General features: G+C 61.2%; 28 protein-coding genes. 5 read left to right on the forward strand and 23 right to left on the reverse strand.

Annotated elements, in window-relative coordinates; all coding sequences use genetic code 11:
* Positions 1–64: 64 nt before the first annotated feature.
* The 9 genes from LDZ23_RS30890 to LDZ23_RS30925 all read right to left on the reverse strand — a co-directional run bounded on the left by LDZ23_RS30890 (position 65) and on the right by LDZ23_RS30925 (position 6,552).
* Positions 65–1,582 carry a hypothetical protein gene (locus tag LDZ23_RS30890; RefSeq protein WP_244808785.1) on the reverse strand — a complete coding sequence of 506 codons (1,518 nt, stop codon included), beginning with the start codon at positions 1,580–1,582 and terminating at the stop codon, positions 65–67.
* A gap of 103 nt (positions 1,583–1,685) precedes the next feature.
* Positions 1,686–2,204, reverse strand: a complete 519-nt coding sequence (locus LDZ23_RS30895; protein ID WP_244808786.1) for a hypothetical protein — start codon at positions 2,202–2,204, stop codon at positions 1,686–1,688.
* Between the two features lie 160 nt (positions 2,205–2,364).
* Positions 2,365–2,829, reverse strand: a complete 465-nt coding sequence (locus LDZ23_RS30900; RefSeq protein ID WP_244808787.1) for a hypothetical protein — start codon at positions 2,827–2,829, stop codon at positions 2,365–2,367.
* On the reverse strand, positions 2,826–3,224 hold the full coding sequence (locus tag LDZ23_RS30905; RefSeq protein ID WP_244808788.1) for a hypothetical protein: 399 nt from the start codon (positions 3,222–3,224) through the stop codon (positions 2,826–2,828). The genes LDZ23_RS30900 and LDZ23_RS30905 overlap by 4 nt, the downstream gene beginning before the upstream one ends.
* 105 nt (positions 3,225–3,329) lie before the next feature.
* Positions 3,330–3,614 (reverse strand): hypothetical protein, encoded by a 285-nt coding sequence (locus tag LDZ23_RS30910; RefSeq protein WP_045463786.1) that lies wholly within the window; start codon positions 3,612–3,614, stop codon positions 3,330–3,332.
* A gap of 38 nt (positions 3,615–3,652) precedes the next feature.
* Positions 3,653–4,114 carry an outer membrane lipoprotein gene (locus LDZ23_RS30915; RefSeq protein WP_053572901.1) on the reverse strand — a complete coding sequence of 154 codons (462 nt, stop codon included), beginning with the start codon at positions 4,112–4,114 and terminating at the stop codon, positions 3,653–3,655.
* A 99-nt stretch (positions 4,115–4,213) separates the two neighbouring features.
* On the reverse strand, positions 4,214–4,348 hold the full coding sequence (locus LDZ23_RS34905; RefSeq protein ID WP_280519365.1) for a hypothetical protein: 135 nt from the start codon (positions 4,346–4,348) through the stop codon (positions 4,214–4,216).
* Positions 4,349–4,465: 117 nt separating this feature from the next.
* Positions 4,466–4,711: a hypothetical protein gene (locus tag LDZ23_RS30920; protein WP_244808789.1), complete on the reverse strand. Its 246-nt coding sequence runs from the start codon at positions 4,709–4,711 to the stop codon at positions 4,466–4,468.
* An 848-nt stretch (positions 4,712–5,559) separates the two neighbouring features.
* Positions 5,560–6,552, reverse strand: coding sequence for an IS5 family transposase (locus tag LDZ23_RS30925; protein WP_244808388.1), 993 nt, complete (start codon positions 6,550–6,552; stop codon positions 5,560–5,562).
* A 361-nt stretch (positions 6,553–6,913) separates the two neighbouring features.
* Between LDZ23_RS30925 and LDZ23_RS30930 the strand changes: the two genes are divergently transcribed.
* Positions 6,914–8,119, forward strand: coding sequence for an adenine nucleotide alpha hydrolase family protein (locus LDZ23_RS30930; RefSeq protein ID WP_244808790.1), 1,206 nt, complete (start codon positions 6,914–6,916; stop codon positions 8,117–8,119).
* A 58-nt stretch (positions 8,120–8,177) separates the two neighbouring features.
* Here LDZ23_RS30930 and LDZ23_RS30935 read toward each other — a convergent pair whose 3' ends face one another.
* From LDZ23_RS30935 to LDZ23_RS31000, 14 genes are all read right to left on the reverse strand, one after another.
* Positions 8,178–9,260, reverse strand: a complete 1,083-nt coding sequence (locus LDZ23_RS30935) for a hypothetical protein (RefSeq protein WP_244808791.1) — start codon at positions 9,258–9,260, stop codon at positions 8,178–8,180.
* A 93-nt stretch (positions 9,261–9,353) separates the two neighbouring features.
* A complete protein-coding gene (locus tag LDZ23_RS30940) occupies positions 9,354–9,833 on the reverse strand; it encodes a hypothetical protein (protein WP_244808792.1) in 480 nt (159 codons plus the stop codon).
* Positions 9,834–9,926: 93 nt separating this feature from the next.
* Positions 9,927–10,760, reverse strand: coding sequence for a PRTRC system ThiF family protein (locus tag LDZ23_RS30945; RefSeq protein WP_244808793.1), 834 nt, complete (start codon positions 10,758–10,760; stop codon positions 9,927–9,929).
* Complete coding sequence (locus tag LDZ23_RS30950; protein ID WP_244808859.1) at positions 10,757–11,413, reverse strand: PRTRC system protein A; 657 nt, start codon at positions 11,411–11,413, stop codon at positions 10,757–10,759. Before LDZ23_RS30950 ends, LDZ23_RS30945 begins: the two co-directional genes overlap by 4 nt.
* Positions 11,413–12,141 (reverse strand): PRTRC system protein B, encoded by a 729-nt coding sequence (locus LDZ23_RS30955; RefSeq protein ID WP_244808794.1) that lies wholly within the window; start codon positions 12,139–12,141, stop codon positions 11,413–11,415. The genes LDZ23_RS30950 and LDZ23_RS30955 overlap by 1 nt, the downstream gene beginning before the upstream one ends.
* Before the next feature lie 13 nt (positions 12,142–12,154).
* Positions 12,155–13,294 (reverse strand): PRTRC system protein F, encoded by a 1,140-nt coding sequence (locus LDZ23_RS30960; protein WP_244808795.1) that lies wholly within the window; start codon positions 13,292–13,294, stop codon positions 12,155–12,157.
* Positions 13,295–13,393: 99 nt separating this feature from the next.
* On the reverse strand, positions 13,394–13,630 hold the full coding sequence (locus LDZ23_RS30965; protein ID WP_244808796.1) for a PRTRC system protein C: 237 nt from the start codon (positions 13,628–13,630) through the stop codon (positions 13,394–13,396).
* 9 nt (positions 13,631–13,639) lie between these two features.
* The gene (locus LDZ23_RS30970) at positions 13,640–14,119 is read right to left on the reverse strand and encodes a PRTRC system protein E (protein WP_244808797.1); all 480 of its coding nucleotides are present in this window, start codon (positions 14,117–14,119) and stop codon (positions 13,640–13,642) included.
* Between the two features lie 95 nt (positions 14,120–14,214).
* Entirely contained in the window at positions 14,215–15,891 is a 1,677-nt protein-coding gene (locus LDZ23_RS30975; protein WP_244808798.1) for a PRTRC system ParB family protein, read from the reverse strand.
* Positions 15,892–16,068: 177 nt separating this feature from the next.
* Positions 16,069–16,767: a DUF7673 family protein gene (locus LDZ23_RS30980; protein ID WP_244808799.1), complete on the reverse strand. Its 699-nt coding sequence runs from the start codon at positions 16,765–16,767 to the stop codon at positions 16,069–16,071.
* A 318-nt stretch (positions 16,768–17,085) separates the two neighbouring features.
* Complete coding sequence (locus LDZ23_RS30985) at positions 17,086–17,334, reverse strand: hypothetical protein (protein WP_244808800.1); 249 nt, start codon at positions 17,332–17,334, stop codon at positions 17,086–17,088.
* Positions 17,335–20,454, reverse strand: a complete 3,120-nt coding sequence (locus LDZ23_RS30990) for an SNF2-related protein (RefSeq protein ID WP_244808801.1) — start codon at positions 20,452–20,454, stop codon at positions 17,335–17,337. It abuts the gene before it with no gap.
* A 63-nt stretch (positions 20,455–20,517) separates the two neighbouring features.
* A complete protein-coding gene (locus LDZ23_RS30995; protein ID WP_244808802.1) occupies positions 20,518–21,312 on the reverse strand; it encodes a hypothetical protein in 795 nt (264 codons plus the stop codon).
* 385 nt (positions 21,313–21,697) lie between these two features.
* Complete coding sequence (locus tag LDZ23_RS31000; protein ID WP_244808803.1) at positions 21,698–21,997, reverse strand: hypothetical protein; 300 nt, start codon at positions 21,995–21,997, stop codon at positions 21,698–21,700.
* 24 nt (positions 21,998–22,021) lie between these two features.
* Between LDZ23_RS31000 and LDZ23_RS31005 the strand changes: the two genes are divergently transcribed.
* The 4 genes from LDZ23_RS31005 (at position 22,022) to LDZ23_RS31020 (ending at position 24,693) form a co-directional block, all read left to right on the forward strand.
* The gene (locus tag LDZ23_RS31005) at positions 22,022–22,249 is read left to right on the forward strand and encodes a hypothetical protein (protein WP_244808804.1); all 228 of its coding nucleotides are present in this window, start codon (positions 22,022–22,024) and stop codon (positions 22,247–22,249) included.
* Positions 22,250–22,598: 349 nt separating this feature from the next.
* Complete coding sequence (locus tag LDZ23_RS31010; RefSeq protein ID WP_244808805.1) at positions 22,599–23,807, forward strand: DUF1173 family protein; 1,209 nt, start codon at positions 22,599–22,601, stop codon at positions 23,805–23,807.
* 59 nt (positions 23,808–23,866) lie between these two features.
* On the forward strand, positions 23,867–24,385 hold the full coding sequence (locus LDZ23_RS31015) for a hypothetical protein (RefSeq protein ID WP_244808806.1): 519 nt from the start codon (positions 23,867–23,869) through the stop codon (positions 24,383–24,385).
* Positions 24,382–24,693, forward strand: a complete 312-nt coding sequence (locus tag LDZ23_RS31020) for a prefoldin domain-containing protein (protein WP_244808807.1) — start codon at positions 24,382–24,384, stop codon at positions 24,691–24,693. The genes LDZ23_RS31015 and LDZ23_RS31020 overlap by 4 nt, the downstream gene beginning before the upstream one ends.
* Positions 24,694–24,745 lie beyond the last annotated feature (52 nt).

Consider the following 24,745-nt stretch of genomic DNA (forward strand, 5'->3'; position numbering starts at 1 on the left):
AACTTCGGCGCTGGCTCGCCCGACGAAAAAAAACCCGGCGCGAAGCCGGGTTGTCGAAAGGGAATCAGCTTGCGCGCTGTTCAAGCGACAGGCGCGCATAGGCGAGCGTACCGTCGTTGGCGCGAAGCGAGACCTGCAACTGCCGCACAGGATCTGCGAGCGCGTAACGCACGCTCGTCCCCTGCCGCAGGCTCACGATCTCCGAGAAGCCTTCGGCGATCGTCCGCTCCACCCACTGCGCACCGGTCACCACTGCACCGTCTTGCATGCGGATGCGCGACATTTCGGCCGCCTCGCGAGCGCGTGCAACCTCGCGGGCGACGCGTCTTGCCTCACGTTGCGAGACCGACAGCGCTTCCCACTCTGCTTGCTGTGCGGCGTCCATCCCCGCCAGTTGGAAGATCCCCCGGCGCCGAGCCGCAGCTCGAACGCCGATGAGCTTGATGCCGAACACCTCGCGGACCGCTTGCTTGGTCGCGCGGTTGGCGTCGTCTGGCCGGTCGAGGATGCTGAGTAGATAGGACATGTCGGCCGTCTGCACAGCCTTCGCAAACTCGTTGGCGAAAGTGTGCGTGTGCCTGCCGTGGTCGAGAATCGCGAGTTGCGAGTCGAGTTGGAAGCGGCGGGCGCTGATGCTGCCCGACTTCCGCGCCTTCTCGAGTTCCGCTAGCCGGTTGTCACGCGCGCTGTCGGCGAGCGTGCGCCGCAGTACCTCCGCAAACTGGCAGGTTGGTAGGCCGACATCGACGGGCTTTAGGTACGCCTCAGGCAAAGGATGCGCTTCGAGAATGCCCTTCGCGTACAGCAGGTCGTCGACTTCGACCGTCGTTGGCGAGTTCGGCACGAGACCCATCAGCATCGCGAGCAGCGCCGCATTGTCAGAGGTGATGGCCTGCTTCGAATGGCGCATCACCGTTGCGAGCGGCACGAGCTTCGCAAGCGGCAACGCACCACGCAACTCCGGCACCACGAGAAGCGGCTTGGCCCATTGCAAGTCGGAGTCGAACTTCGACAACGAAGCATAGTCATCGATCACCGCCTGCGGAACGGGCTTGCCCGCCGCGAGCGCGTAGGCCACATGAACCTCGTGCCGACCGTTGCTCTGTCGATTGTCCAGCACTGGGCCGGCGTAGCGAAAGCCGAACCGACGCTCGGACTCGTCCTGCAGCAGCTCGAACAGGTCCAGCCCGCGACGTCCGCTCTTGGCCGCCTCTTCGTTGGCTTGCGCCATCTGATCCGAGGAGAACAAATACAGCGGCTCGCGCGCCAGATCAAAAGCCAGATAGAGCAATTGCCAATGCTCGCGCCGGATTTGCCACGCTTCGAGTGTGGCGAACGACGGTCTGAAGTAGGCCGCGTCGATCTCGTCGATGAGCGACAGGAAGAGGCTAGTCGCCGTTCCGGGCCGACGAACGGTCAGTGTGCCGTTATAGCGAGTAACGGACACCGGGTGGCTGAAGAACGTGAGCGCGATCTCTGCCGCGTCGACTGCTGCGACGCTCGCGTCGTCTCGCAGGAAACGGAGCACTTCGAGCATCGTACGGAAGAGATGGGCGGAGCCCGAGAAGGAAAGCTGATACATGGTCGATTGCCTCTGAAAAATTGCGGGCAATCGCTCCCTGTCGGGTCGATGCCCGGCAAGGGTTAAATGCGCCGAATGGGCGCTTGACGAAGTTGAAAAGCTATTAGGCCGCGTCGATTAGACGGGCGATAAGACGAGCGAGCGACCACGCGTGGTCAGTCGAAAACACCTTCGCGCGGAGCAACGGCATGATCGCGTAGGTGCGGTCGAGCGAGTCGCTAAGCTGCGGTCGGCTGATGAAGTCGACATGAATAAGCCAGCCCTCGCTGTTTCCGATGCAGACGGAAACGGAGATTCGTTCGTATGACGACGGCTCGGGCCACGGTCTGCTGTGGCGCGCTCCGTACATGGCTTCGTTGGCGTTGTCCTGCAGGTTCGCGTGACAAAGCCACTCGGGTTCGAGCTCGGTTCCGCGCACGAAGCAGCACAGATCCTGGAAGACCTGATCGACTGTCTTGCCGTCGGTATCCAGCCGGGCGACCGACTTAATTTCAACCGCACCATCGGCGGCAACGCCTCCCCGCAGCGCATCCGTGTTTGATAAAGACCTAACCAACTCCTGAAAATGAAAAGCGCGCCCGAAGGCGCGCCAGAAAAGGAAAACGGTGAAAAAAAACCGCACCTCGAAAGGTGCGGTTTCGTCTTTGGACTTAGCTTGCGCTGCGTCGAATCATTTGCCCCACTCGCGCTCGCGATCGCGCTTCTGTCCGTTGTGGTTGGTCCACATGAAGAAGCCCGCGATGGAGAGGCCAAGTACTACCGTGAAGATGGTCGCGCCCACGTCATTCTCCTTTCATATGTAAGAAGCCGGCATACCACAATACTACTCCAAGCCCGACAAGAGCGGCGGTCCCGACAACGGTCGGCCCATCCCAAGCAGCGGACGAATGTGCATAGCCAACTGCGCCGCCGATGGATGCCGCCGACAACGTGTGCAGGTAACGGCCATTCTGCTGCCGTTGATCCTTGGACGGATTAGCGATTGCGTAGAGCCTATCGCCCAGGCCGGGGCCTAGATCACGCGGAACGGACACGACGTAAGTTCCGTCCGGATGGACAGTTACCGGCAAGACATGGCCCTTGTATTCCAAGGTGAACGACGGAGAACACTCAGACTCCTCCATCTTGCCGAGCAGCCCGAGTAAACGCGGTGCCAGATGAACCTGCCCTGTTGTTGGATCGAGCGTAACCCGGTCCACGATCGTGGTGCCGGAGCTGTACTCGATTTTCACCTTTGCCAGCTTCATCGATGACCTCCGCACGTCAGATCGATGCCGCCAGCCAAACGCAGGCCGTCCAGCATCGCTCGATAGCCTGCGGGCGTCTCGAGTTGCGTCAGGGCGACGTGGTTTTCGCCACCGCCCGTAAGGTCGGAGCGGCCGCGCCGGGTTCTGAAGCACAGCGCGACTCCTGAACCACCTTGACGCTCGAGCACGTCGACAAACAACGTCTCGGTGCGCAACGACACTCGCACCGCAGAACTGCCGCGACGCGTATCGGTGACGATCTCGTGCGCATGCGCCGGAAGGCGCAAGTCGTGGGCGACGCGTCGCAGAACGCGCGCCGCATGACGTTGCAGAGCCGCTTTCGCGCCGGCATTGGCACTACTGCGGTCCGCATAAAACACTCGGGGAAATTTCATGATTGCCTCAGTGCAGACGAGGCAGGTCCCTTGCGGGAAGCCTGCCCCGCAAGGGTTGGCGCGGTTTTCACCGCGCATTCAGAAAATGCGTACTGCGATGCCCGATTAGAGGAATCGCGCCTTGTAAGCGTCGAGCGCAGGCTTCAAGCGTTTGAAGCTCGCGTCGCCGTAACCGTCGCTGATCCGCCCAACCTCGGCGAACATATGCGGCCGCGCGCCCGATGGGCAGAACTCCGGGTGAGACACAATCGCCGCGAACTCGTCAACGTCGCCTGCTTGCGCAGCGACTTCCACTGGAAGCATCCCGTAGAAGTTTTTGCCGTTGACATCGTTGGTCGAAGCGTCCCAGCCGCTGGTCTGGCCGTGGGTGATCAGCTGATAGTGGTTCATTGATGGTTCATCCAGTCGGTTCGAGGCGTGGCCGCCAGTTAGTGGGTGATCCGGTAGCCGGACCCATTTGAGACGAGAAACACCTGCTGACCAGCAGCGAACTGCTGATCGTCGACCTGTGTAACAACCACCGTCTGACCGTTTGCGCGACGGAGGAAAACTTCGACACCGCTGTGACGAGACATAGCGGCGCTTACGCGCTGAGCCACCAACCCGGAGACGGAGCCGGAAAGCGCGCCGGCGATATAGCGGCCGCTACCGTTGCCGATGACTTGCGAGCCCAGGAAGGCACCTGCCGCTGCGCTGACGATCGATGCAATGCCCGACGAGCCAGAATTGCTCTCGATGGTGATCGGACGCACGCGCAGGATGGTTGCCTGCTCGAACTGGCCGATGCGTTGAACGTCGTAGCGCTGGTAGGTATCCGGCGAGCCGAAGTCCGCCGTGGCGCAGCCAGTCAGAACCGAAAGAAGCATCACGGAACAGAAAAACTTGATCATGGATCACCTCGATTGAATGTGAGGCAATCCATTCCCGAAGGGGCTGGTTTGCCCCAAAGGGAAGAGAAACGGGAAATACGCAGCGAAAAGCTACGTGAGTCAGTGGGTGACCGAGGCGATTGCCGTCGAGACATACAGAACGACAACGAGAAACGACAGCATCTTCCAGGCTTCGGCGTCCTGCTTGGCGTACCAGGCGAGGCTGCTGAGAGCGTGTTTGAGCATGGGAAACATGGGCAACTCCTGAGAAAGGTAGGAGCCGCCCTCGATGGGAGGCTCCCATCAAGGAAAGATTTGGAACTGAAGAAACGGCGTCCAGCGAACTGCACTGGACGCATCATTTACGAAGACCTACGAGGCGGTATGGCTCAGGTGATGCAGTCTGACACGACCGCTTTGCACCAGATGCCGTTCGGCTTGATGGTTGAGCGAATAGTCCCAATCCACCATTGCCGTGCCGTCGCTCCGCACCGAATGAATGCGTCCGGTGTAAAGCTGCGGCGGGCTGGCCTCGACGTCTTGACCGACCACACGCTGATTCGCCATGAAACCGTTCTTGCTGGAAACTTTGACGACAGGCGCGAGATTGCGAGACATAGACAACTCCAAAACATAGTGGGAGCTGTCTCCCGGAGGGATAGGCTCCCAACGGGACGAAAAAAGGCGACCAACGAGGGTCGCCAGAAGATTGCCGTCATAGACGGCTGGAGAGAAGCTGGTCCTCCAGCACGCTGGAGGGGTAGGTCGATGCGCTAAAGCGCGGGGAATGGAGCCAGTCTACGGAGTCGGCCGCGAGGTAGGCATTCGAAAGCTCAAGGATTCGCTATGCCTTTCGGTCAAACGTGATGAATTTGACGGAGGCCGCTGACGCGCGGCCCCGGCCAACGCCTGGGGTGAGCCGGCTGCATGCAGCGAGGGAAAAAAAAGCGCCTGCTCCATTTCTGAAGCGGCGCTTGAAAGTCCGTCGCAAATCCGAGGGCCGTCGACGAACCTGAGAGAGAGGCCATTCTAGCCATCGACACCGCAGCACATGCGTTGAAAAGGCCGCTAAAAACGTCTCTATTCGAAATAGACAGCGTTTCCAACGAAGGATGCGAAGAATGATGCGGATTCGAAGGAGCGCCCCGACGAAGCGCCAGAGGCGGGTGTGTGGGTCATGGCGCTGGTGGCCGCCCTCACTCGGGCGAAGAAAAGGCCACCCAAGGATGTGCCCTGGGTGGCCTTAGTTTTTCTAGTATTTGTATTGTCTGGTCTCTCAGCACCCTTATTAGCGGGTAGCGTCAATATAGACTGACAAATAGAAACGATCTGTTAGGGAAACGCTGATTAATGAGTTGTCGGGTCGGCTTGCAGAGCAAAAAGCGTCGGATTTTCTAGATGACGAATCGAGTCGGCGCGCATTTCGGCGAATTCGGCTCGTAAGCGAGCCTCTCTGCTCTCATTTTTCATACGCATGACGGATTGCTCCCATGAACCGATCGCAACAGATTTCGCGCAATCACCAGATTCGCCAGAGCGAACAAGCTGAACAGTTGCGCAGTGTTCTTGGCCAAGCCCTTGTATCGGGTCTTGCGATGGTGAAACAGATTCTTGACGATATGAAACGGATGCTCGACGCGCGCACGGATCTGCGCCTTGGTCCGCTCAAGCGCAGTCACGAGGTCCTTCAGCGGTCCTTCCTGCATCGCCTTGATCTTTCCGCGCTTGGCAGCGACGTGCCACTTTACTGCCTTGCCTTTCATTTCATCGCGCTTGTCTACACCAATGTAGCCCGCGTCGGCGAACGCTTCCTCTTCATGGCCATGCAGCAGCAAATGGGCTTGCGACACATCCGACACGTTGGCCGCCGTGCCAGCCACGCTGTGGACCAAGCCCGAATCGGCGTCCACGCCAACGTGGGCTTTCATCCCAAAGTGCCATTCGTTTCCCTTCTTCGTTTGGTGCATCTCCGGGTCACGGCTTTTCCCGGCGTTCTTGGTCGATGATGGCGCTTCGATGATCGTCGCGTCAACCAGCGTGCCTTCTTTCATCATCAGCCCACGCTCGCACAGCGAGATACCAATCTCGTCGAACAGCTTCCTTGTAAGCTCGTGCTCGATCAGCAGACGCCGGAATTTCAGCAGCGTGGTCGCATCGGGCACGTTCTCGACCGCCAGATCGATGCCGGCGAAGCCGCGCAGCGCAATGCTGTCATACAGCGCGTCTTCCAGCCCTTCGTCCGACAGCCCGTACCACTGCTGCAGAAAGTAGATTCGCAGCATTCGCTCCAGTCCTATCGGCGGACGGCCTCGCGTGCCCTTCGGGTAATGCGGTTCGATTGCACACAGCAAACGCTGCCACGGCACAATCTTCTCCATCTCCGCCAAGAAGCGTTGGCGCCTCGTCACGCGCTTCTTGCCTGCAGTTTCCGCTTCCGCGAAGCCCATCTGCCTCTTCATCCTCGTGGGTCCGTTTCGTGAGTTGCCTTCTATAACGTCCGCAGCTACGTGAGCGATGACCGCCGAGCCTCATTAATCAGTGTTTCCTTAGCAACATCACGTTCCAGGCTCGCTCAGGACGGCCCCCCGGCCGGTCTTAAATTCGTAGGCCGCCTTCCTTGCTCATCTGAAATTTGCAACTAAGCTATTACTGCGCGTCCTCGTGGCTGTGGGCGCGCGCTGTTGTAGATCACATCCATTAGCCCGCTGTCGTTCGCCGCGACGCGGGCTTTCTTTCGGTCGCTCCTCTGAAAGCCCCGCGCGGCTTGACTTTGCGCTGTAGCTGCGAAGATGAATCATCTACCCCGATTCTTCTTCGACCATGCTCCAGACCATCGACCTGTCCTCGCTTCGCACCCGTTCAAACGCCTACGCTCCCGCGCGTGCCCGCGACGTCGCACTTACCCCGGAGGTGGCGGCGCTGCTCGCGACGGACGCTGTGGTCGCTATCGGCGTGAGCGGCGGCAAGGACAGCGTCGCCTGCGCGCTCGCGGTCGCGCGCTATCTGGACGCCATCGGCCACAACGGTCCGCGCGTCCTCGTTCATTCCGATCTCGGCCGTGTTGAATGGAAGGACAGCGGTCCGGCGTGCGAGCGGCTCGCCGCCCATCTGGGCTGGGAACTGCTCACGTTGCAACGGCAAGCCGGTGACATGCTCGCCAGATGGGAGAAGCGCTGGTCAAACAACGTCGTGCGCTATCGCGATCTCTCCTGCGTGCGGCTGATCCTGCCGTGGAGCACGCCGTCCATGCGCTTCTGCACCTCAGAATTGAAAGGATCACTAATCAATTCAGCGCTTAACAAGCGTTTTCCGACGCACAACATCGTTAGCGTCACCGGCGTTCGCCGTCAGGAAAGCAGTGCTCGCAGCAAGACGGCTGTCGCATCCCCGCTCGCCCCCCTGTCGACCAAGGGGCGCACTGGTGTGACGTGGAATGCCATCATCGAATGGACGGTCGACGAAGTCTTCACCGAGATCGCTGCGGCCGGACTGGCGCTGCATGAGGCGTACACGGTGTACGGTGCGTCGCGCGTCTCATGCGCGTACTGCATCATGAGTTCGCTCGACGACCTGCGCGCAGCGGCAAGCTGCGCTGACAACCACGACGTCTATCGAGAAATGGTGCGCCTGGAAGCCGAATCGACGTTCGCCTTCCAAGGGCAACGGTGGTTGGCCGACGTCGCGCCCCATCTTCTGCCGCCTGAACTGGCCGCGGACGTTGCTCGTGCGAAGGCTGCTGCCATCGAGCGCCAAGCGATCGAGGCGGAGATTCCTGCGCACCTGCTCTTCTCGTCGGGGTGGCCTACCGTGCGCCCGACTGCCGACGAAGCCGAGCTGCTCGCAAGCGTGCGCCGCCGCGTCGCCCGGACAGTCGGCATCGAGGTCGGCTACACCAGCGCGGCCGACGTTATGCGCCGGTACGACGAACTGCTGGCACAGCGACAAGGCGCGCCCTCGCCTCCCGACGCAAATGCCACCGCACCCGCAGCCGCGTCAGTCCCGGCGCAAGCGAGCTTCGCGTTCTAGCGGGCGAAAAAAAAACCACGCCCCGGAAACCGGGAGCGTGGCGTTGATCAAAACAGCACTAGGCGAGACACAGCGAGAGCTGAACGTCCGCCGAAAAAAATGCAGGATCCGGCTCAGCGCCTGCGCGCGTGACTGGCACCTCCCACTGCAGTTGCGCATCGCTGAACGAACCGAGGCCGTACAGCAGCCGGTCCGAGTCTTCGCGATTGAGCAAGTCGCCGAACGCGAAGCTATAGACCGCAGGGGCGCATGCGCCCTCCGTCACGAGCCCGAGCGTTTGCGCGAGCTCGTCGGCGCGTCGAACCTTCCACTCCTCGGTGCCTTCGGGCGAACGCGTCACGGTGATGCGCGTCGCCGACGGCACTTGCGTCGCGTTGCTCAAGGTGTCGCGGAACGCTGGTATCGCCTTCTTAGCGAAGCCCGGCGTTTCCATTTCCACCGGATAAGCGACTTCAGTGATGAAGGAGCCGACCGCGCTGTATTGCCAGCCAGCGTGACGCCACGGCGCGGCGCCCATTGCAACCAAGACGTTGTGCTGGTCGATCGAGTGACACCGCACCTCGGGCATTCGCTCCATCGCCGTCTTCGTTGCGGACGGCACCGGCACCTCTATCTGCGCGGTCCCACAATCGTATTCCTTCAGCACCCGCCAAACGCTGAGCGGCCCGCTGTTCCCATAGATCGAGAGCAACAGGTCGATGTCCGAGCGCAGCGAAACGCTCAAGCTGCCGCCGATCAACTCATCGATACGAGACTCGAACCCCGCCCGGATCAACGACAGCCGGACGTCGTCCAACTGCGACTCAGGCACCGCCGAGTAACACGAGGAGCCGACCGACAAATCGATCGACCGATCCTGAAGCAGCGTGGGCTTGGCAAGCTCACTTCTCCAGCTGGCGATGTAGTTTTCAGGACGGATCGATCCAGCGCGGCTACGGAGCATCCCGCCTTCGCAACTGGTCGCGTGCGAGAAGATGCGGCGCATGACCTGCGCATAATTGCCCAGCGCCACGGCCGACCAATGGTCGGTGTGCGGATAGACGTTCGACTCATAGCCACGCTCGAACAACGCGTAGATCCACTCGCCGTCGGCCTTCTGCATTGCGCCGGCGCGCTTGCCCGTCAAAATTGAAGAACCCATGTTTTGCTCCAGTGATACGCGGAGCAGCCCCAACGGGCTGCGTAACCCGCTGAGGTAAAAGAGAACCGCTCCACGAGGGAGCGGCTAATGCTGTTAGCGCAAACGCGGCATAACCGAGAAGGCGGTCAGGCACTGCACGCAGCACATGACAAGGCCGAGCCAGACGCCGAACGCCGCGCCGAACACAACGCCATGTGCGCCGCACGCGACGCTTGCGCCAATAACCACCGCGACGCCGCGCGCAACGTGCGACATCAGGAAGCGGTTCACGAACCAGTCGCACGCACGGGCGAAGAGTCCTGGGCGGGCGCGGTCTCGCTGACAGGCGACCTGCCATGCGAGCGAGGCCGCAAGAACGCCGAGCAGCCCGGCCATGATTCGGCCAACGCCCGATGCTTCGTGCAACAAGTGCTCGTAGGCGAACCTGACGGCCATGCAGAGGTAGCCCGCCGGCGGGAGTGAATTTGCGGCCGTTGCGACAACAAAGGCCGCACAGCACCACCAGCGCTCTTGCCACAAAGCCGCCGCCACTTTGAGCGGCGCCGAAACTACGATTTCAATGTCTTCCGACATTTCGGATACTCCTATGAGGTTGTCGTGCTTGTTGAGCACGAAAGAAAAATGCCGACCCCTTGCGGAGGTCGGCAGTGATGGAACAGCGACTACTTACGCAGCGAGCTTGGCCTTGCGGCTTTTCCTCGCTTTCTTCACAGTCGGCTTCGGGACTTCATATCCAAAGCGCGCCCACGCGGCCGGGTCCGACGGGATCGGATTCGTGCGCCCCGTTGCGAGGTTCACAAACACGCCCGAGAACGGCACCGCGCCGGTCCGAAACATGGTCCAGAGCATGTTGAACGCTTGAACCGCGATGGCCTGATTGATGACCAGCGACTGCTTGCGCAGCGCCTCGGCCATCGAACAGGACGGTGTCTCGTCTTTCGCATCGAGCTTCGCGTCGATCAATTCCGGAAATAACTCGCCCACATGCGGCAGCCGTTCCGGATGTTTCAGCGCGTAGCTCTTGCCACAGACTTGACCGATGACAACTTGACCGCGATCCGTGTCGTTGCCGCAGTCGAGGTAGTAGGCCCCCGTGTGCTGGGCGGCGCCAACAATCGCGGCACGAGCGGCCCGCGTATCGACGCAGCCGATCACGAGATCGACGTTGTAGAGCGGCTCGCCCGGACCGAATCGCCGGGTTTCCGCCCGCCAGTTCGTGCCCATCAGTGCGTTTAGCCGATTGACGATGAGCGAGGCTTTGTACTCGCCCACGTCGTTCGGATAGAAGCCCTGCCGGCCGACGTTGGTCGGGCTGACGGTGTCGTCATCAAAGACAGTGCAGTCGATGCCGCCCGGATGGCCCAGCTCCAGCATCGCGTGGTGCAGCCGCGCCAAGCTCGGGAGCACCGCACTTCCGGTGCCGCCCGCGCCTACTACGACCACATTCCAGCTCCGCTCGAGCATCCGTGAAGGAAGTTGATGTCGGATGGACCCGTTCATGCAACCTCCTGCGCACGAGCCGCCGCGTACCAACTGCTCGGCACGCGCTCGACGTTCTCGAAGATGCCTTTGGCGCACAGCCGCAGCGCCATACTCGGCACTGACGACGCGCAATTCCCGACGACGAAGGCGAACTTCGTCTCATGTCGGTCATCTTCGTTGTCTGTCGGCGAGAAATACGCGGGATGCGCGCCATGAGAATGGCAGTCGATCACCCGCAGTTCGCTTGGCAGAAGATCCGGCCGCTCGTACTTCAGCGACCCGGTCCGCTGCGACAGCACCTTCACAGGCGCGAGGCGAAACTGCTTCGTCTCGACGTTCCAGACGATCCACGCACCGGTTTCCAGCGGATGCGCGGCGCGCGCCATCGCGACGAACTCGCCGATCAACTCGGGCGGCACCGCACCACAGCGCAACTCGGTCGACTCGGCCACTTTCCCGTAGGGGATCGCGGTCGGGACCGTGTAGTGCGCAATGCGGCGGACGACCGAGAGCCACGGCAGATCGATTTCCAGAAAGACACCGTTCTCGCCGATCAGCAGCCGCTCACCGGCCGCCTGCATCGGCGCGACCGACTCACGCCGGGGCACCATGACGGTCGGAAACGAGCGTTGAAGCGCGGCATCTGCAGGATTCAAAGCGCCAGCAATCATCATCGAACTCCTTGTTTGCCGGCGATCAGCTCAGCGAGGGTAAGGTCCATAGGGACGAGCGCGTCTTTCGGGAATTGCTCGCCGTACTTGCCGTCGAGCGTTTCCTTCCAGAAGGCGAATTCACCATTGGGATGCGAAACCCGTTTGTTCCCGTGGTTCGGGTGCGTGAAGGCCGATTCGAAGAATCCGCCCTCCCATCCGCCGATCGATTCGATATCGATGCGCTTAGGCACATGCGCCGAGCCGATGCAGATCCGCCCCCAGTCCCAGGTGTTAAAGTAAGGCGGTTCATGCAGCTTCGATTCAGGCGTTGGCCGGCTGTCATCCTGCAGCGCGAACACGGAAAACCCGCTCGAAGCTGCACGGAACACCAACCCTGGATGCGGGACGACCGCACTGCGCCGCCCGATCTCCTGGCAATCGAAGAAGACTCTTCGCATCGCCGGTCTGCACCACCACATCACCGCCTCTTGCGACACTGCGAGCACCGTCTCAGGCAGAAATTCCGCCTTCGGTGCCGCGTTCTGAGCCAGCTCACGCAGGCAATCAACAAGCGCCATGCGGTCGATCGGCCTTCCGGCACCTATCGTCGCCCGGCCGCTTTTGCCCTGCATCACCGGATGGACGGTGCCGTAGACGGCGCTGCGGTCCTGACGGCCGTACAGCAAGATGGCGCTGATCGCCGCGAGCTCGTCGACGCGGTCGGAGCCAATATCAAGCCCTTTCATACAAAACTCCTCGTTATGCCGCGAGACACGCGATGACGCGGTCGAGTTGGCCAAGAATGGATAAGCCCTGCGACCAGTCCGCGTACTGCTTACGGATGGCGTCAGGCGTTGAGGCAAGCGGCGTAAAGCCGAGGTAGGTCGTGCCGTCGCCGGCGCTGGCGAGGTACTCGTAGTGCGAATCGAGTACTTCACCCACGCGGCCGTCGTTCTGCACCGTGAGCGTGGCTGCTGCATACGCGCACCGGGGCCGATACTCGCAACCAAAGAGGTCGCGATTACCCACCCGCTGCAGCATCAGCGAGAGCTTTTCAAGCTCCGCGCAGATGCGACGCGTGCGCCCGGAGGTAAAGCGCTGAAGCCGCCTAAGGGCCGCGACGCCAAGCGCCCGTTGAGGCAGATAGCGTCGGCTCTTTGCGTTCCAGCGGTAGACGTCCATGTCGTCGGGACAAAGCTGCGGACGTACAACGGAAGGGAGGTAATGCTCGATCTCCGCTTCGTCGTCGCCGAACCGGTCCGTCAGCATCTCGCGCGCTTCCTCATCGGTTGCGTTCGAGTCGCCATCCCAGAACCAGGAAGCGAATTCCCCAAGGAACTCGTCCGGGGTCCGAATCCACATCGTGCGTCCGGCTGCACGATTGATCAGCACCATCGCTGTCGACACCAACCGCGGATGAACATTGCGAAGCTCGGCGGCACGTCTGCCGATCTCGAAGATGCTCTCCTCCGTTATCTCGATGCCGAGATAAACGGACGAGGTCGGATTGAACTCGCTGCTGTCCTCCTGATACTGGACAACGTCTTGCACCGCCTGCACGTCGCACAGCACGAAGTCGAAGCCGAGGCAGTCTAGACGCGGCGTATGACGCTTCGCCCACGCGAAAAAGCCGTGAGCCAGCGCATCACCAGCGCCTTTGAACTCCGGTACATCGCGCGGTCGCAACACGCCCGAGTTGAACTGGGCGGAGATGAGACCGGCGACATCCTTTTCGGCTTGCCAACGCATCACTGCGCGCGTTTTCACGTCCGAGCCGATGGCCGGCAGGGTTAAAAAATCATTGGGAGTTCGACGTCCGGCAGCGGGAGCGCGTCGCGGTTGCCAAGGCTCTCCCGAGACAGCGACTTCTGCACCAGACGGGCGAGGATCGAAGAACATTGCTCGATCTCCTTGTCATGAAAAAAAACCGCCCTTCCGGGCGGTTGCTGATGGGAAAGCGCCAGGTCCGGGTCGGACAAGGCTTTAAGGAGGTCGCGCTTACGCATGGGCGCTGCAGGGCAAGACTGCACCCTTGGCACCGGCCGCCCGCACGAACGTGAAGCGCATCACTTCACCTTCCGTCGTCGGCCCGTCGATCGCCGCCGTCGTCAGCTCCGGATACTGCGCGGAGTAAAGATCGCGGACATCGTCGGGCGAGAAGGTCGGCCCCGGATCGGGGAACGTCACGCCGTTGTAGACGAACTCGCGCGTGAGCTTCGCAACTTGGATAGCCATGTCTGCTCCTTAGTCGAAAAGCGATGCGAGGTTGGTCCCGGTGTTAGCCGGTTCCGCCGATGCTTCCGCTGCGCTCGATGCGGTCGGGGCGGTGCTCTGCCCTTCAGCGTCGTCGCTTGCGTCGTCATCATCGTTGTCCGCATCGGTACTCGATCTGCCGGGCGCCGGCAATGCAGGCTTGCTGCCGCCCTTAGCCAGCGTCTTGGTCGCTTTGGAGACTTGCGTCGTCTTGGCGGCTTCGAGGATGGCGGTTGTCGCAGCAACCTGCTCGGCGAGCGACGCGTGCGCGCCCGTATAGGCCGCGAGCGCGTCGACGAAGCCCGCGTCGAGTTCGGCCGCCATCGCGGTGAGCGCGAGCGGCTGAAGCATGGCGGCGTCTTTTGCCGTGCCTTGCGGCATGACACAGACGATCATCTCGTCGCCCTTCATCTGCAAGGACAACGTGAGCTTCGTGCAGTGACGTAGAAGCGGTTCAATAGCTGCAAACATGGAAAACTCCTGAGAAAGGAAAAAGACCGCCATCCAAAGGAATGGCGGTCTATAAAGGGATGGAAACTACGATCGAGGCACGGGCGAGCCGCGCGTTAGAACTTGAGCACCTTCGGGATCTTGCCCGCGTAGTCGAAGCCTTCGACCGCCAAAAGCGCGTCGATGACCTCGGACTTGGACTTGCCGAAGACTTTCTTGAAGTTGTCGCCGAGCGCGGCACGAATGCCCAACTCGTCAGCGACCACCATCATTTCCGACTTCGTGATCAGTTCCAGAAACTCCTTGCAGAGCTTCCAGTGCTTCGCGAGATCGAGGTGATGGTGCTTGCACAGACGCGTGAGGTGCTGGACGTCGAGGCCTTGAATCGCGGCGACCGTCACACCGGTGACGGCGTGCGCGAGCTTTGCGTCGTCAGCGGCCGCCGTCGAGGCAGCCGCTTTCGATACGTCCCCGGACGCGACCTGCTCCTCGGTGAGCTTTTCCCAGATGCCCGAGAGCGTCTTCTGATCGACGCAGCGCATCTGGTCGGACAGTGCGATCGCAACGAGGTATCGCTGAGCGAGCGCGGGATCGGCTCCCACCTCGCGGCGCAGGGCTTTACGCCACAACGCCACGCGATACGCTTTGATCCGATCCGACTCAGCCACCACCGTCGCCGGCGGATTGCTTGTCGTCGATGCCGCGGACGAACCGGCCGCTCCCTTCGCTGCTGCAGGCGACGCTTTCGCGCCCGCCTTGGCTGCTTCAGGCTTCGGCTGCGTCGCGGCCTTGACCGCTTGCAGTTGCGCCGCCACCTTCTTCATGTTGCAGACGGTGTCGAAGCACTGGCCGCGATAGACCTTGCCGATCGAATCAGGCAGACCGCTCACCGCCGCGCCATAGTTCTGGCACGCATGACACGCCTTCGCCTGCTCCTCGCCGACGCCTTTGGGGCCATCGACTGCGAGTTGCACGCGCGTGTGGTTGTCGCCAGCACGCACGATGCGCACGACCGGATATTCGTCGCGCAGGCCGGTGGCCGTCGCTTCGAGCATCTTTTCGGTCTTTTCGTTGTAGCAGGTGCGGTTCGTACAGTTTCCCGTACCGATGGACTCACCAAACATCTCGCCCTGCGTGGACGAGTTGTGCGGGCATCCGGCGCAGTCGGCCTTGTCGAAGATCGCGGCAGCCAACGAACAGGCGACCTGTTCGATGGTTTTCTTGACCTCCGCCACCGCCTTGCCTTCCTTGATGATCACCGGCAGCAGCTTGTCCTGCGTCTCCTTGGGGAGCGCAGCCAGCAGCTCGGCGTGACCGAGGAGGATTTGGCGGGTGCTGAGCGCATCGAGCACGGGCGTGCTGCAGTTCATCAGCGCGAGGCGCTTATCCAGCGTCGCACGCGACCAACCGAAGATGCGCGCGACTTCGTCGCGATCGCCCTTGCACAGCCCGACTTGCTCGGCTGCGGCAATGGCTTCTTCGGCGGGCGACATGTCTGCTCGCTGGATGTTCTCGATGATGGCGAGCTGCTTCGCTTCGACTTCATCGATGTCGCGAACGACGACGGGGATCTCATAGTCCTCGCCGTGTGCGGCGAGCGCCGCCTTGTATCTGCGGCCGCCAGCGACGAGGCTGAAGCCACCGTCGGCGAGCGTGCGCACGATGACGGGCTGAATGACGCCCTTTTCGCGCACAGACGCGGTCAACTCTTCCATCTCCGCCGCATCGAAGTACTTGCGGGGATTGACGCTGACCTGAATTTGCTTGAGGGCGAGAGTAGGTTGCTGTTGCATGGCAGGGCTCCTAAGAGGGAACCTGCCCCCTTTGGGAGTGGTTCCCAAAGGGTTGAACAACGTGGGCTGACCAAAGTCAGCGCGGGGTCGATGCGTCAATGACGCGGGTAATGGAGCAACGATAGCGGTTTACTTTGCCAGCGCGCCCTGCAAAAGCTCACGATTTCATGCTGTCTTTCATAGCCAGGCCGGTCGCGGCTCATTCTCGTCTGCATCCAGCGGCTTGCCCCGCGTCCACGCGAGGCGATGGACCGAAACGAGGTCCGCCGCGAGCCGCTCCGAATCGGCCGCCGAAAGCGCGAGGCTGAGTGAGCGAATCTCGTCGACGCCAACCGCAACTTTTACGACCAACGTCACGTCGCGGTACCCCGGCGCATCGAGCTTGCTGTCGTACTGGCAGGAATGCACGACGTCATCTTCGGGCAGCGGCGTGTTCGCCGGCTCGTCAGCAAGTCCCCACCGTCTGATCATTGCCTGCCAGCGCGTTTCCCCATTCGGAAAGTAACGGTGGACTTCGGTGGCGTGCCGATGGTCAAGCCGGAGCACCTGCAGGCAGTGCTCCAGCAGATCGTCATCGAGCCGTCGAAAGTCCGGGAGACTGACGGGAAAGTCGTCGCCGTTGTAGAGCCCAGCAAGGAACTGAGCGACCACTCGCGCCTGCCTTGAACTGCCCTCCGCCACCTCAACGAGATGGGCGAGCGAATCCAGGCTCGCGTCGCGATCTTGGGCGCGTATCTCAGCCGCTCGCTGCGCGGGCGTCTCTCCACCCGCGGCTTTAGCGAGGAAGCCTTCAACGGTCTCTCGGAGTGCTTCGGCTAAATGCGTCGGGACGGTGAAGGCGATGGATTGGGTGCTGGGTATTGGCGAATTACTCATTGCATTGTGTTGCGTAAATGGACGCTCGATTTCGCGCCTGTCCGCATCATGCCATGAGTGAAAAAGTGCGCCGGCAGAACGCCGGCGCCCAAGACGATCGGCGCATAAACGGGGGACACCAGACCGCGAACGGAGCGTATTGGCTCCAAGGGCCAAATGATGCGGCGCAACGAACACTCGGGCTCGCGATGGCGAAAACCGCCCGACGCGTGGCCGACCCGTCATTCGATTTCGGGTGAAGGATAAAAAAAACCCGGCTGGGAAGCCGGGTTGTGATTAAGGGTTGGGATGAGCGGCATCGGAGGATGCCGCTAGCTCTTATGCCGCCGCGCCACCCGCGGGCAGCATCGATCGAGACAACAAAGTCGTGACTGCCCCCGCCAAAGTCCACTCGCCAAACTGCTGCTCATGGCTTTCATGGACGAGGCGGTCGAGGCACAGCACCTCGAAGCCATCGACTTGCACCTTGCCGAGGACTTTCGCCAGCACTGCGCGATTGGAGCCTTCACGTTTAACCGTGACGACGCCCTCCCCGACCACCACATACACGTTCGAGTCTTTGGGCATTTACGCTGCCTCCTTCAAAAGTTTGCGCATGTCACCGGACGTTTCCGCCGACAGCAATGCAAGGTCGTCGACGAAGCGATCCAACAACGAATCCATGTGCAAAAAAGTCTCGTCGTCTAGTTCCGGCGTCGCCCAGTCCAGCCCCGCCTGCGTCGCATCACGCTTGTGCGCGACCATTTGGTCCTGATACTCGTCGATGCTGCCCGGCAAGTGGAAATACAGCACCTTCAACACGCCCTTCCGGTTCCATCGCAGCGCGCGCCGCATCGCTTGATACTCAATGCGCCACGTCCACGAGCGGTCATAGAAGAGGATGTAGTCGGCGTTCGGCAGGTTGTAGCCGGCGCGGCCCGATGCCTTGGTAGCCATCAGTCCGGTGGCCAGTCCGCCCAAGAAGCGCTTGTCCTTATCGGCCACGCGACGCTTGATCGGGATCTCGCCATGAAACGGGACCGTCTGCACACCATGCGTATCCAGCTCGCGCGCAAGAAGATCAAGCACGCCCGGGTTTTCGGCGAACACGATTGCTTGCTTGCCTTCCGCCGCGATCGCCTTCATACGGGCCACGATCGCGCGTTGCTTGCTCGTAAGCCCACCGATGTACTCCACGCCCTCCATCCCGAACTGCGGGTAGTTGGCAGAGAAGTGAACAGCACGGATACGGGCGAGGATCGTCACCAGGTTGCACGCTTTCTTGTCATCGCGCGATGAGCGATACCAATCCGCGAACTCGTCCGCAGCGCGCAGGTATGCGGCCAGATGCCCGCGATCCCAGTCGACCGTTTCCACCCCAAATTCGGGTGGCTCGATTTGGATGTAACGCGAGACTTCAGGCTCTGCGACCAGTCGCCGCTTGATGTGCGGCGCAAGCATCGCCCGGTACAGATGCAAATTGCCGATCTTCGGCACCTCGCGTTTCGCCCCATCCTGCAGGCTCTCCGCGAACTGCCACGTCACCCACTCCAGCACCACAAAGTCATCCCTGAATCGATCGACGCCGCGCATCGCGTACTCCACCGAATTGATCCAGTTCTGCTCGAGATAACCCACGCGATAGCCATACGGCTGAGCCGCCGTTCCGTCGCCACCGGAGAACGCGATCAAACCGAACGCATCTCTCGGATAGTTGGGAATCGGACTGCCAGTGAGGACAAAACGCCGCCGCGCCGACAGCTGCCAAAGCGCGCGGCTCTGATCACTTGTCGGATTGGCGAGGCGCTCGCCTTCGTCAGCCACCAGCAGGCCGATGCGACGACGAAGCCGATGCGCATACGTCACGCGCGCAGAAGCGGCTTTGTCCACCGGCATACGCAGGCGCTCATACGAGATGAGGTTGATTCGCCGGAGGTCGCCAAGATCAGCCGCCGATTCGATTACCTTCACCTGATCGGCCGCGATCGGCAACTGGGCAATCTCCTTCAACATCTCCTCGATGAGCCGGGACTCAACGACGATGAGGCCGTGCTTCACACCGGAGACGAGGATCAGCGCCAACGCGAGCCGGGACTTGCCGCAACCCTGCTCCCACGCGACGATGCATCCAGTCGGCTTCAACAGCGTTTCGATCAAATCGTCGACCTGAAACTCCCAATCGAGCCACTGATCGACGCCGAGCGCCTTCACGCGCGAGCGCAGCGCCGCTGCTTGGTCAGGAAAGCGCGCGCACAGACCTTCGTGCACCACCTCCCATCCCTCGCTGACGTTCTCGACCGCGAACCGCGCGTTGAGCTCGTCGACCGACAGGTGATACCAAACGTCCTGCAGCGCGTATCGGTACCGTCCGTCGGCTTCGCGATCGAAGTGGACTTCGTCGCCCGCCTTGATGAGCGGACTGGCCCAGCGGGTCGCATCGACCTTGTGGGTCTCTTTCGCGATGCCCGACACCTGATCTCGCGATCCAGCGCCAGTTGTCCACGCCACGTGCCGCAGCGGTATCGCCTGTCGTACGCTGCGACGCATGCGTCTGCTGAAGTGCTCCATGAAGCCGGGCGCGAGTTGCGGCTCGCCACCGACGCTGCGGATTCGATCAAGCAATTGACCAAAGGCCGCAACCGGATCGTCTTGCACCAGATACGTTTCCATATCCAGCAAGCCTTGCCCGGAGTAACGGAATCCACGCGGCAGCCGGTGGCCGTCGCGCGAGTAAATGCGCTTCACGAGAACCGCGTTGAGCACCATCGCTTCGTTGAAACCGCATGCGAACGACAAGCGAATGCGCCGGCCATCGTGCGAGACCTTGACAGACTTGTCGCCGGTGACCGCCCGCGTGATGAACGGCACGCTGTCATCGAGCTTCTGCAGCCGCAGCCGAGCTTCCCCGAAGGATCGATCCTCGAAGTGCAGCCGGAGGTCTGGGCCTGGCTTGGCCAGATCGTCAACCAACGCACGCACGAAGTCCGAGGGACGATCGCGATAACGGTCGAACACCACCACGGCCGTGCGCACGTTCGCGCCTTCGAGCTTGAACGCGTCCGCTGGAAGTTCGAACAGGCCAGCCGCGCGGCGCTTCAAGCGGTCGCCCTGCTCGCCAGCGATCATCGACTCGGCGGTGGTGATCGGCAGGAGCGCGACGACGATGTTCGCCGCCTCCAGCGCCTGATGCACGGCGTAGTCGTGGCTCAACGCGCTGGTGTGCGCGCCATACCGGCCCCACGTGGTGCATTCCAGCGTCTGCAGATGCGGCGACTCAAGATGCATCGAGAACGGCGGATTGATGAGTGCGATATCGAAGCGCGCCGGATGGATGTCCTCCATGCCAGCCTGCCGGAACTCGCAATTAAACCCCGCGTCCTCGAACACCTTTTGGCACTGCTGGATGACATCGGCGTGGACGTCGACGCCGTACACGGCATGGCGTTCCGGGTCTGCGTACTGAAGCAGCCGGCCCGAGCCGACCGAGTTATCCAAGATCCGGATAAGCCGATTGACTTTCCAGCCGCTGATGAAGCTCCACATGAACGCCGCAATGGCGTCCGGCGTGAAGAACTGGCCGAGGTGCTGACGCCGTGCCGCTGCCAGCTCGCCCTGATGGGCGACCGACGGTGCCTGCGATCCCAAACTTCTGATCGCACGCAACGGCTCGTACCAGTCCCGCTCAAACGAAAACAGATCTCTCTGCATGAATTGCCTCTAGAAAAGAAAAGACCCGCCGAAGCGGGTCGAAAGGATGGAACGGTGGCCGCCTTAGTACCGGTCGCGCGAGGCGAGGTACGTGGCGCCGAACTCACTAATGAAGAGGGACAACGCGTCGCCCACGTCGTGAGCGAACTTGAACTGCCACTTGTCGTTGAACAGCACGATCTCCAAACCAGTGAACGACAGCTTCTCTCGGGTCGAGAACGTCAGTCGGTGGACGCTGAAGTTGCGCAGTTGCATCGCCAGCGCGCCGAACTGATGCTTTTTCGCGAAGGTTGCGAGTCCGTCGAAGGTTGTGGCGACCGCCTGCTGAGAGGAGTAATAGACCTCGCGTTGCCCCTTCGAATGGAAGCACGACTGTGAGGTGACGCGCTTTTCGAGAATCACCGCGCTGCTGGTGCGCTTGATTTCGGTATCGGGTTTGAGCCAGAAGCCGTTGATGATGGCTTTCGCTGCCTGCTCGAATGCGACTCGCTCGCCAGCTTCGCCGCCGAACGTTCGCTCGAGGTGTTGCCAGAAGCCGTCCAAGTCAGGGACGTTGCCCTTCCTCAAATCCTCGTCGACGTCGAGGCCGCATCGGTCGAGTTCACGACTCTGGTCGATTTCGATTCTGCCGCCGGCGGGTGCGAACTTGCGACTCGCCTCCATCACAAGCCGCGAGAGCAGCCTTCGGCAGAACGTGCTGAGCTCGCGCTCGCCTTTGTATTCGCTCCGCACTTCCATCGCCGAATATTCGGATAGTCCGTCAGCAAAGACCTCGCGTTCCGCTTGAACGACAGCGCCATAGGCTGCTGCTGCCGCGGTTTGGGCCGTCTTAAATTGCTCGATTAACTGCTTGTACATGCGATTGCTCCATGGAATGAGCAGGCGCACGCCCGCGAGGGGGACATGCCCCTGCGGGTTTGAGTAGAAGTTTGTGTGCGGCGATGATTGCGTCGCCGAGAGTCGATGCGCTAGGACGCGCGGGTGATGGTTCAACGATACCTGCATGACGTCGTCCCGTTGCGGGGAAAGGCGAGCTTTTGATAGCGCCTCTCCAGCCAGCCGATTTCAGTTATCCCCAGTTTTTCTGGATAACCCTGGGGATAACACGTCACCGCCGGGCACATTCACCCGCACCTCTCCCAGAGGTCACGGTCCGGGGGCTTCATCATGATGAAGCGCGTTTGGCGAAAGACCCCCTAAAAACGCTAGCTTTCTGGTCGAATTGCCGGCAAGAAATTCCGGCTCAACTACGTGTGTACAAAGCGAATCGAAAAGGCGCTCGAAACGACGCAGCTTTCTCCTTCGATAATGGATCGCCGATCGCGAGAATCGTGAACTGCGCTACCCGCGTCACCGATTCCGTGAGCACATGAAACTGAGTCACATAGCTACTGTTGCCGTCCTCATCGCTTCGTGCGCGACCTCGGTCGCGGCGATCGGCCTTGTTGTGCACGGATTCAAACTCGAGCGAACAGCCGTACCGGTCGTTGCAAGCACAGGCCTCGTCGAGCGCATGCAAGGCGTCTCTGATGCGCTTCAGCATGTTCCGGCCAACGTGCAGGCGACTGTGCTTCAAAACTATGGGTTTCGCGACCGTCAGTCGTTCGACGACGCGCTCGATTCGCAGCGTGTCGAACTCGCGAGGGCGCAGAGCCTTCGCGCCGAAGCGCTCGCAAGCAACGAAAAGCGGTTGACCGCGCTGCTCATCGCACTCGTGTACACGGGATTCGTCGCGGCGATGGGCGCGCTCGTCCTATGCGACAAGGCTTTGGCGAAAGCACCAATTCGCAACTGAGGCAACTCGCGGACCCCTCTTTGCCCGTGACTAAGGACGATGGACCTAATCATTGTTAGCTTCGAAGACATCAGAGATGACCCGGCAGGCGCACGCGCAGATGCAGAGCCGGCCGCTGGATTCCCGGACTCATGGCTTGACGCACTTATCGGCGCTGGCTCGGTATTTTCTCGTGACTATGCCGCTCCTGGCGCTGTGTCGACCGTCGGCGTGCAGTTTCCCAGCACTTTCCACGCAGAGCAGTTCTGCCTGAGTGTGCGCCAGATGGCCAATCTGATGGGCACTCGCGCCCATGTTCACAAGGTCCCCAGCCACCAGGCGTGTTCCACCCTGAGCGAGGCCGAAAGACATGGTTCACGTCTCCTTTGACAGTCTCACCGTTCCACTTGAAGACGTTCAGAACGGCCCGGCACGCTACGCGCGCCAGCTTGAGCGTGCCAAAAAGTCACCGGGATATGCGCAATGCCAATGCAACGCTGCGGGTGCGGGCCAACCGCTGCGTCTCGTAGTTCGTCGCTACGGCGCGCTCTTTCATCTCGCGCGATGGCCCGACGAAGGGCCGCACCACAACTCGAAGTGTCCTTTCTATGCGGGGGCCGCTGCGACCGGCAAGAGCAAGTCCGACGCCGCTCACGCCATCCAGCACACGCCTACGGGTCTGAACGTCAAGCTCGACGCCACGCTATTCGTCAAAACAGTCGAAACCTCTCCCCGCCTGTCCGCGAACAATTCAGGCGCCGGCAGAACGCGCCGTGCAGCGCCGCTGCTCGGCTTCCTGCAGCGTCTCTGGATCGAGGCGGATTTGCATACCTGGACGGGTGCCTCTGCGCGCAGTTGGGGGCAATGCAATGCTCACCTCGTCGCCGCACTGGGAGACGGCAAACTCAACGGTAAGCCGATGCAGAGCGTCCTGCATGTCATGCGTCGCTATGACGAAAACGAAGCTCCATCCATCGTCGCGGAGTTCGATGACTTTCTCGGGCGGATTGAAACGACGCCCACGGCGTCGCAACGCGGCTTGGTGCTTGGTGACTTGCGCACGGTCGATTCTTCCAGATATGGCTTCGTCGTCAAACTTCGCCAGACGAAGCGCACCTTCTTCGCCTCAAAGCAGTTGATTGAGATGGCCGCCGCATCATTCCGATCTGCATGGGCCATGGTCGGCGACGCGAGCGCGCGGATCGTGGTGTTAGCGGTCATTGAGCGCACCAAAGAAGGCAACCTTAGAATCGTCGACATCGCTCTACAGCTCTGCAACAGCAGCTTCATACCGTGCGACTCCAGCTACGAAGTCGCGATGGCCAACCGGCTGGTCGCGGAGCGCCGCCGCTTTACCAAGCCGCTCAGACTTGAGACCGGCGAAGAACTGCTTCCGGACTTCCAACTGTCGGACACCAAGGCCCTCACCGCGATCGAAGTCTATGGCATGCAGGGCAACCCGCAGTACCTTGAGCGTAAGAAGGAAAAGCGGGCGCACTACGCGCGCACCGCAACGCCTTGTGTCGAGTGGATACCGCCAGCAGAACTGGCGTCGGTACGACTGCCGGCCGCCGCTTGACTTGACAGCGGGCATCACCGCGATACCTTGACCCAGTCTTCAACTTCCCAACACGAAACGTGAGCTCGAACTCGTTCTTTTTGAAACACGCGACGGCTCGCGACGCCGACTGGCAGGTGAGCTACCCCGCGCTCGCAATGGCAAGTTCAATCGACCCGGTCGATGAGCGGCGCAAGCAGATCGTTGTCGCGGCCGCCGACGACCACGAAGTGCGCATGGTGTTCTTCAGCACTCTTGGCGCGATCCTCGATTTCCGAGCGTCGTGGGCAGAGATCGATAGCTCAGCGCGTAGCTGGCTAGCCTTCACTGTTCGTTGGAACAGGTGGTGGCTGCCCGATGCCGGACATGCCCGTGCACTTGAACAACACGCGTCGATGCCGACCGATTTACGTCTCGCGCATTGTTCAATCGAGGGGAGTCTCTCCGACGACGCGGCCTTTCGGCAATATCTCGATAATGTCGAGCGACACTATCGGCGAGATGCGAGAATTGCTCGGGTTTTGTTTCCCGACAACCTAGGTGGCGACATTGGCCGTTGTCCGCCTAGCGACGCGGAGTACTCGCTGACTCCTGAATGAGCACCATCCTTCCTTTTAAGCGTCTCTCTACCAACGATGCGCGCAGTCACGGCAATGACTGCGCGCATCGTCATATTCGCGTGGACAAACACGGCGGCACCGTCTCCTGCTCTGACTGCGGTGCGGCCCTGGCGGCCTTCTCCGCGCTTTCAATGCTCGCGGAGCAGTACGGTCTCGCTCTCTCGCAGATCGAGCACCTCAACAATCGTCTCGCTCTTGCTGATGCCCGGATTCTCGAGCTGTCCAAAACGCTCGACGCCATCGATAACCTGAAAAGCGCACCGAAAGAGCCTTCAACGGAGACTTGACCGAGCGTCAATCGGTGGTTCAATAGGCTATCAGCAACAACAGAGCATCAGC

This window comes from Caballeronia zhejiangensis (genome assembly GCF_022879815.1).
Classification (GTDB): Bacteria; Pseudomonadota; Gammaproteobacteria; order Burkholderiales; family Burkholderiaceae; genus Caballeronia; species Caballeronia zhejiangensis.

Bases quoted from the DNA above. Each gene is read 5' to 3' on its own strand.
- LDZ23_RS30995 (WP_244808802.1), bottom strand. From the start codon at position 21,312: ATGTACAAGCAGTTAATCGAGCAATTTAAGACGGCCCAAACCGCGGCA.
- LDZ23_RS30945 (WP_244808793.1), bottom strand. From the start codon at position 10,760: ATGAACGGGTCCATCCGACATCAACTTCCTTCACGGATGCTCGAGCGG.
- LDZ23_RS30985 (WP_244808800.1), bottom strand. From the start codon at position 17,334: ATGCCCAAAGACTCGAACGTGTATGTGGTGGTCGGGGAGGGCGTCGTC.
- LDZ23_RS30890 (WP_244808785.1), bottom strand. From the start codon at position 1,582: ATGTATCAGCTTTCCTTCTCGGGCTCCGCCCATCTCTTCCGTACGATG.
- LDZ23_RS30965 (WP_244808796.1), bottom strand. From the start codon at position 13,630: ATGGCTATCCAAGTTGCGAAGCTCACGCGCGAGTTCGTCTACAACGGC.
- LDZ23_RS30990 (WP_244808801.1), bottom strand. From the start codon at position 20,454: ATGCAGAGAGATCTGTTTTCGTTTGAGCGGGACTGGTACGAGCCGTTG.
- LDZ23_RS31010 (WP_244808805.1), top strand. From the start codon at position 22,599: ATGGTTCACGTCTCCTTTGACAGTCTCACCGTTCCACTTGAAGACGTT.
- LDZ23_RS30935 (WP_244808791.1), bottom strand. From the start codon at position 9,260: ATGGGTTCTTCAATTTTGACGGGCAAGCGCGCCGGCGCAATGCAGAAG.
- LDZ23_RS30950 (WP_244808859.1), bottom strand. From the start codon at position 11,413: ATGATTGCTGGCGCTTTGAATCCTGCAGATGCCGCGCTTCAACGCTCG.
- LDZ23_RS30910 (WP_045463786.1), bottom strand. From the start codon at position 3,614: ATGAACCACTATCAGCTGATCACCCACGGCCAGACCAGCGGCTGGGAC.
- LDZ23_RS30915 (WP_053572901.1), bottom strand. From the start codon at position 4,114: ATGATCAAGTTTTTCTGTTCCGTGATGCTTCTTTCGGTTCTGACTGGC.
- LDZ23_RS30905 (WP_244808788.1), bottom strand. From the start codon at position 3,224: ATGAAATTTCCCCGAGTGTTTTATGCGGACCGCAGTAGTGCCAATGCC.
- LDZ23_RS31020 (WP_244808807.1), top strand. From the start codon at position 24,382: ATGAGCACCATCCTTCCTTTTAAGCGTCTCTCTACCAACGATGCGCGC.
- LDZ23_RS30955 (WP_244808794.1), bottom strand. From the start codon at position 12,141: ATGAAAGGGCTTGATATTGGCTCCGACCGCGTCGACGAGCTCGCGGCG.
- LDZ23_RS30900 (WP_244808787.1), bottom strand. From the start codon at position 2,829: ATGAAGCTGGCAAAGGTGAAAATCGAGTACAGCTCCGGCACCACGATC.
- LDZ23_RS30925 (WP_244808388.1), bottom strand. From the start codon at position 6,552: ATGAAGAGGCAGATGGGCTTCGCGGAAGCGGAAACTGCAGGCAAGAAG.
- LDZ23_RS30920 (WP_244808789.1), bottom strand. From the start codon at position 4,711: ATGTCTCGCAATCTCGCGCCTGTCGTCAAAGTTTCCAGCAAGAACGGT.
- LDZ23_RS30930 (WP_244808790.1), top strand. From the start codon at position 6,914: ATGCTCCAGACCATCGACCTGTCCTCGCTTCGCACCCGTTCAAACGCC.
- LDZ23_RS31000 (WP_244808803.1), bottom strand. From the start codon at position 21,997: ATGCTGAAGCGCATCAGAGACGCCTTGCATGCGCTCGACGAGGCCTGT.
- LDZ23_RS30980 (WP_244808799.1), bottom strand. From the start codon at position 16,767: ATGAGTAATTCGCCAATACCCAGCACCCAATCCATCGCCTTCACCGTC.
- LDZ23_RS30975 (WP_244808798.1), bottom strand. From the start codon at position 15,891: ATGCAACAGCAACCTACTCTCGCCCTCAAGCAAATTCAGGTCAGCGTC.
- LDZ23_RS30970 (WP_244808797.1), bottom strand. From the start codon at position 14,119: ATGTTTGCAGCTATTGAACCGCTTCTACGTCACTGCACGAAGCTCACG.
- LDZ23_RS30960 (WP_244808795.1), bottom strand. From the start codon at position 13,294: ATGTTCTTCGATCCTCGCCCGTCTGGTGCAGAAGTCGCTGTCTCGGGA.
- LDZ23_RS34905 (WP_280519365.1), bottom strand. From the start codon at position 4,348: ATGTTTCCCATGCTCAAACACGCTCTCAGCAGCCTCGCCTGGTACGCC.
- LDZ23_RS30940 (WP_244808792.1), bottom strand. From the start codon at position 9,833: ATGTCGGAAGACATTGAAATCGTAGTTTCGGCGCCGCTCAAAGTGGCG.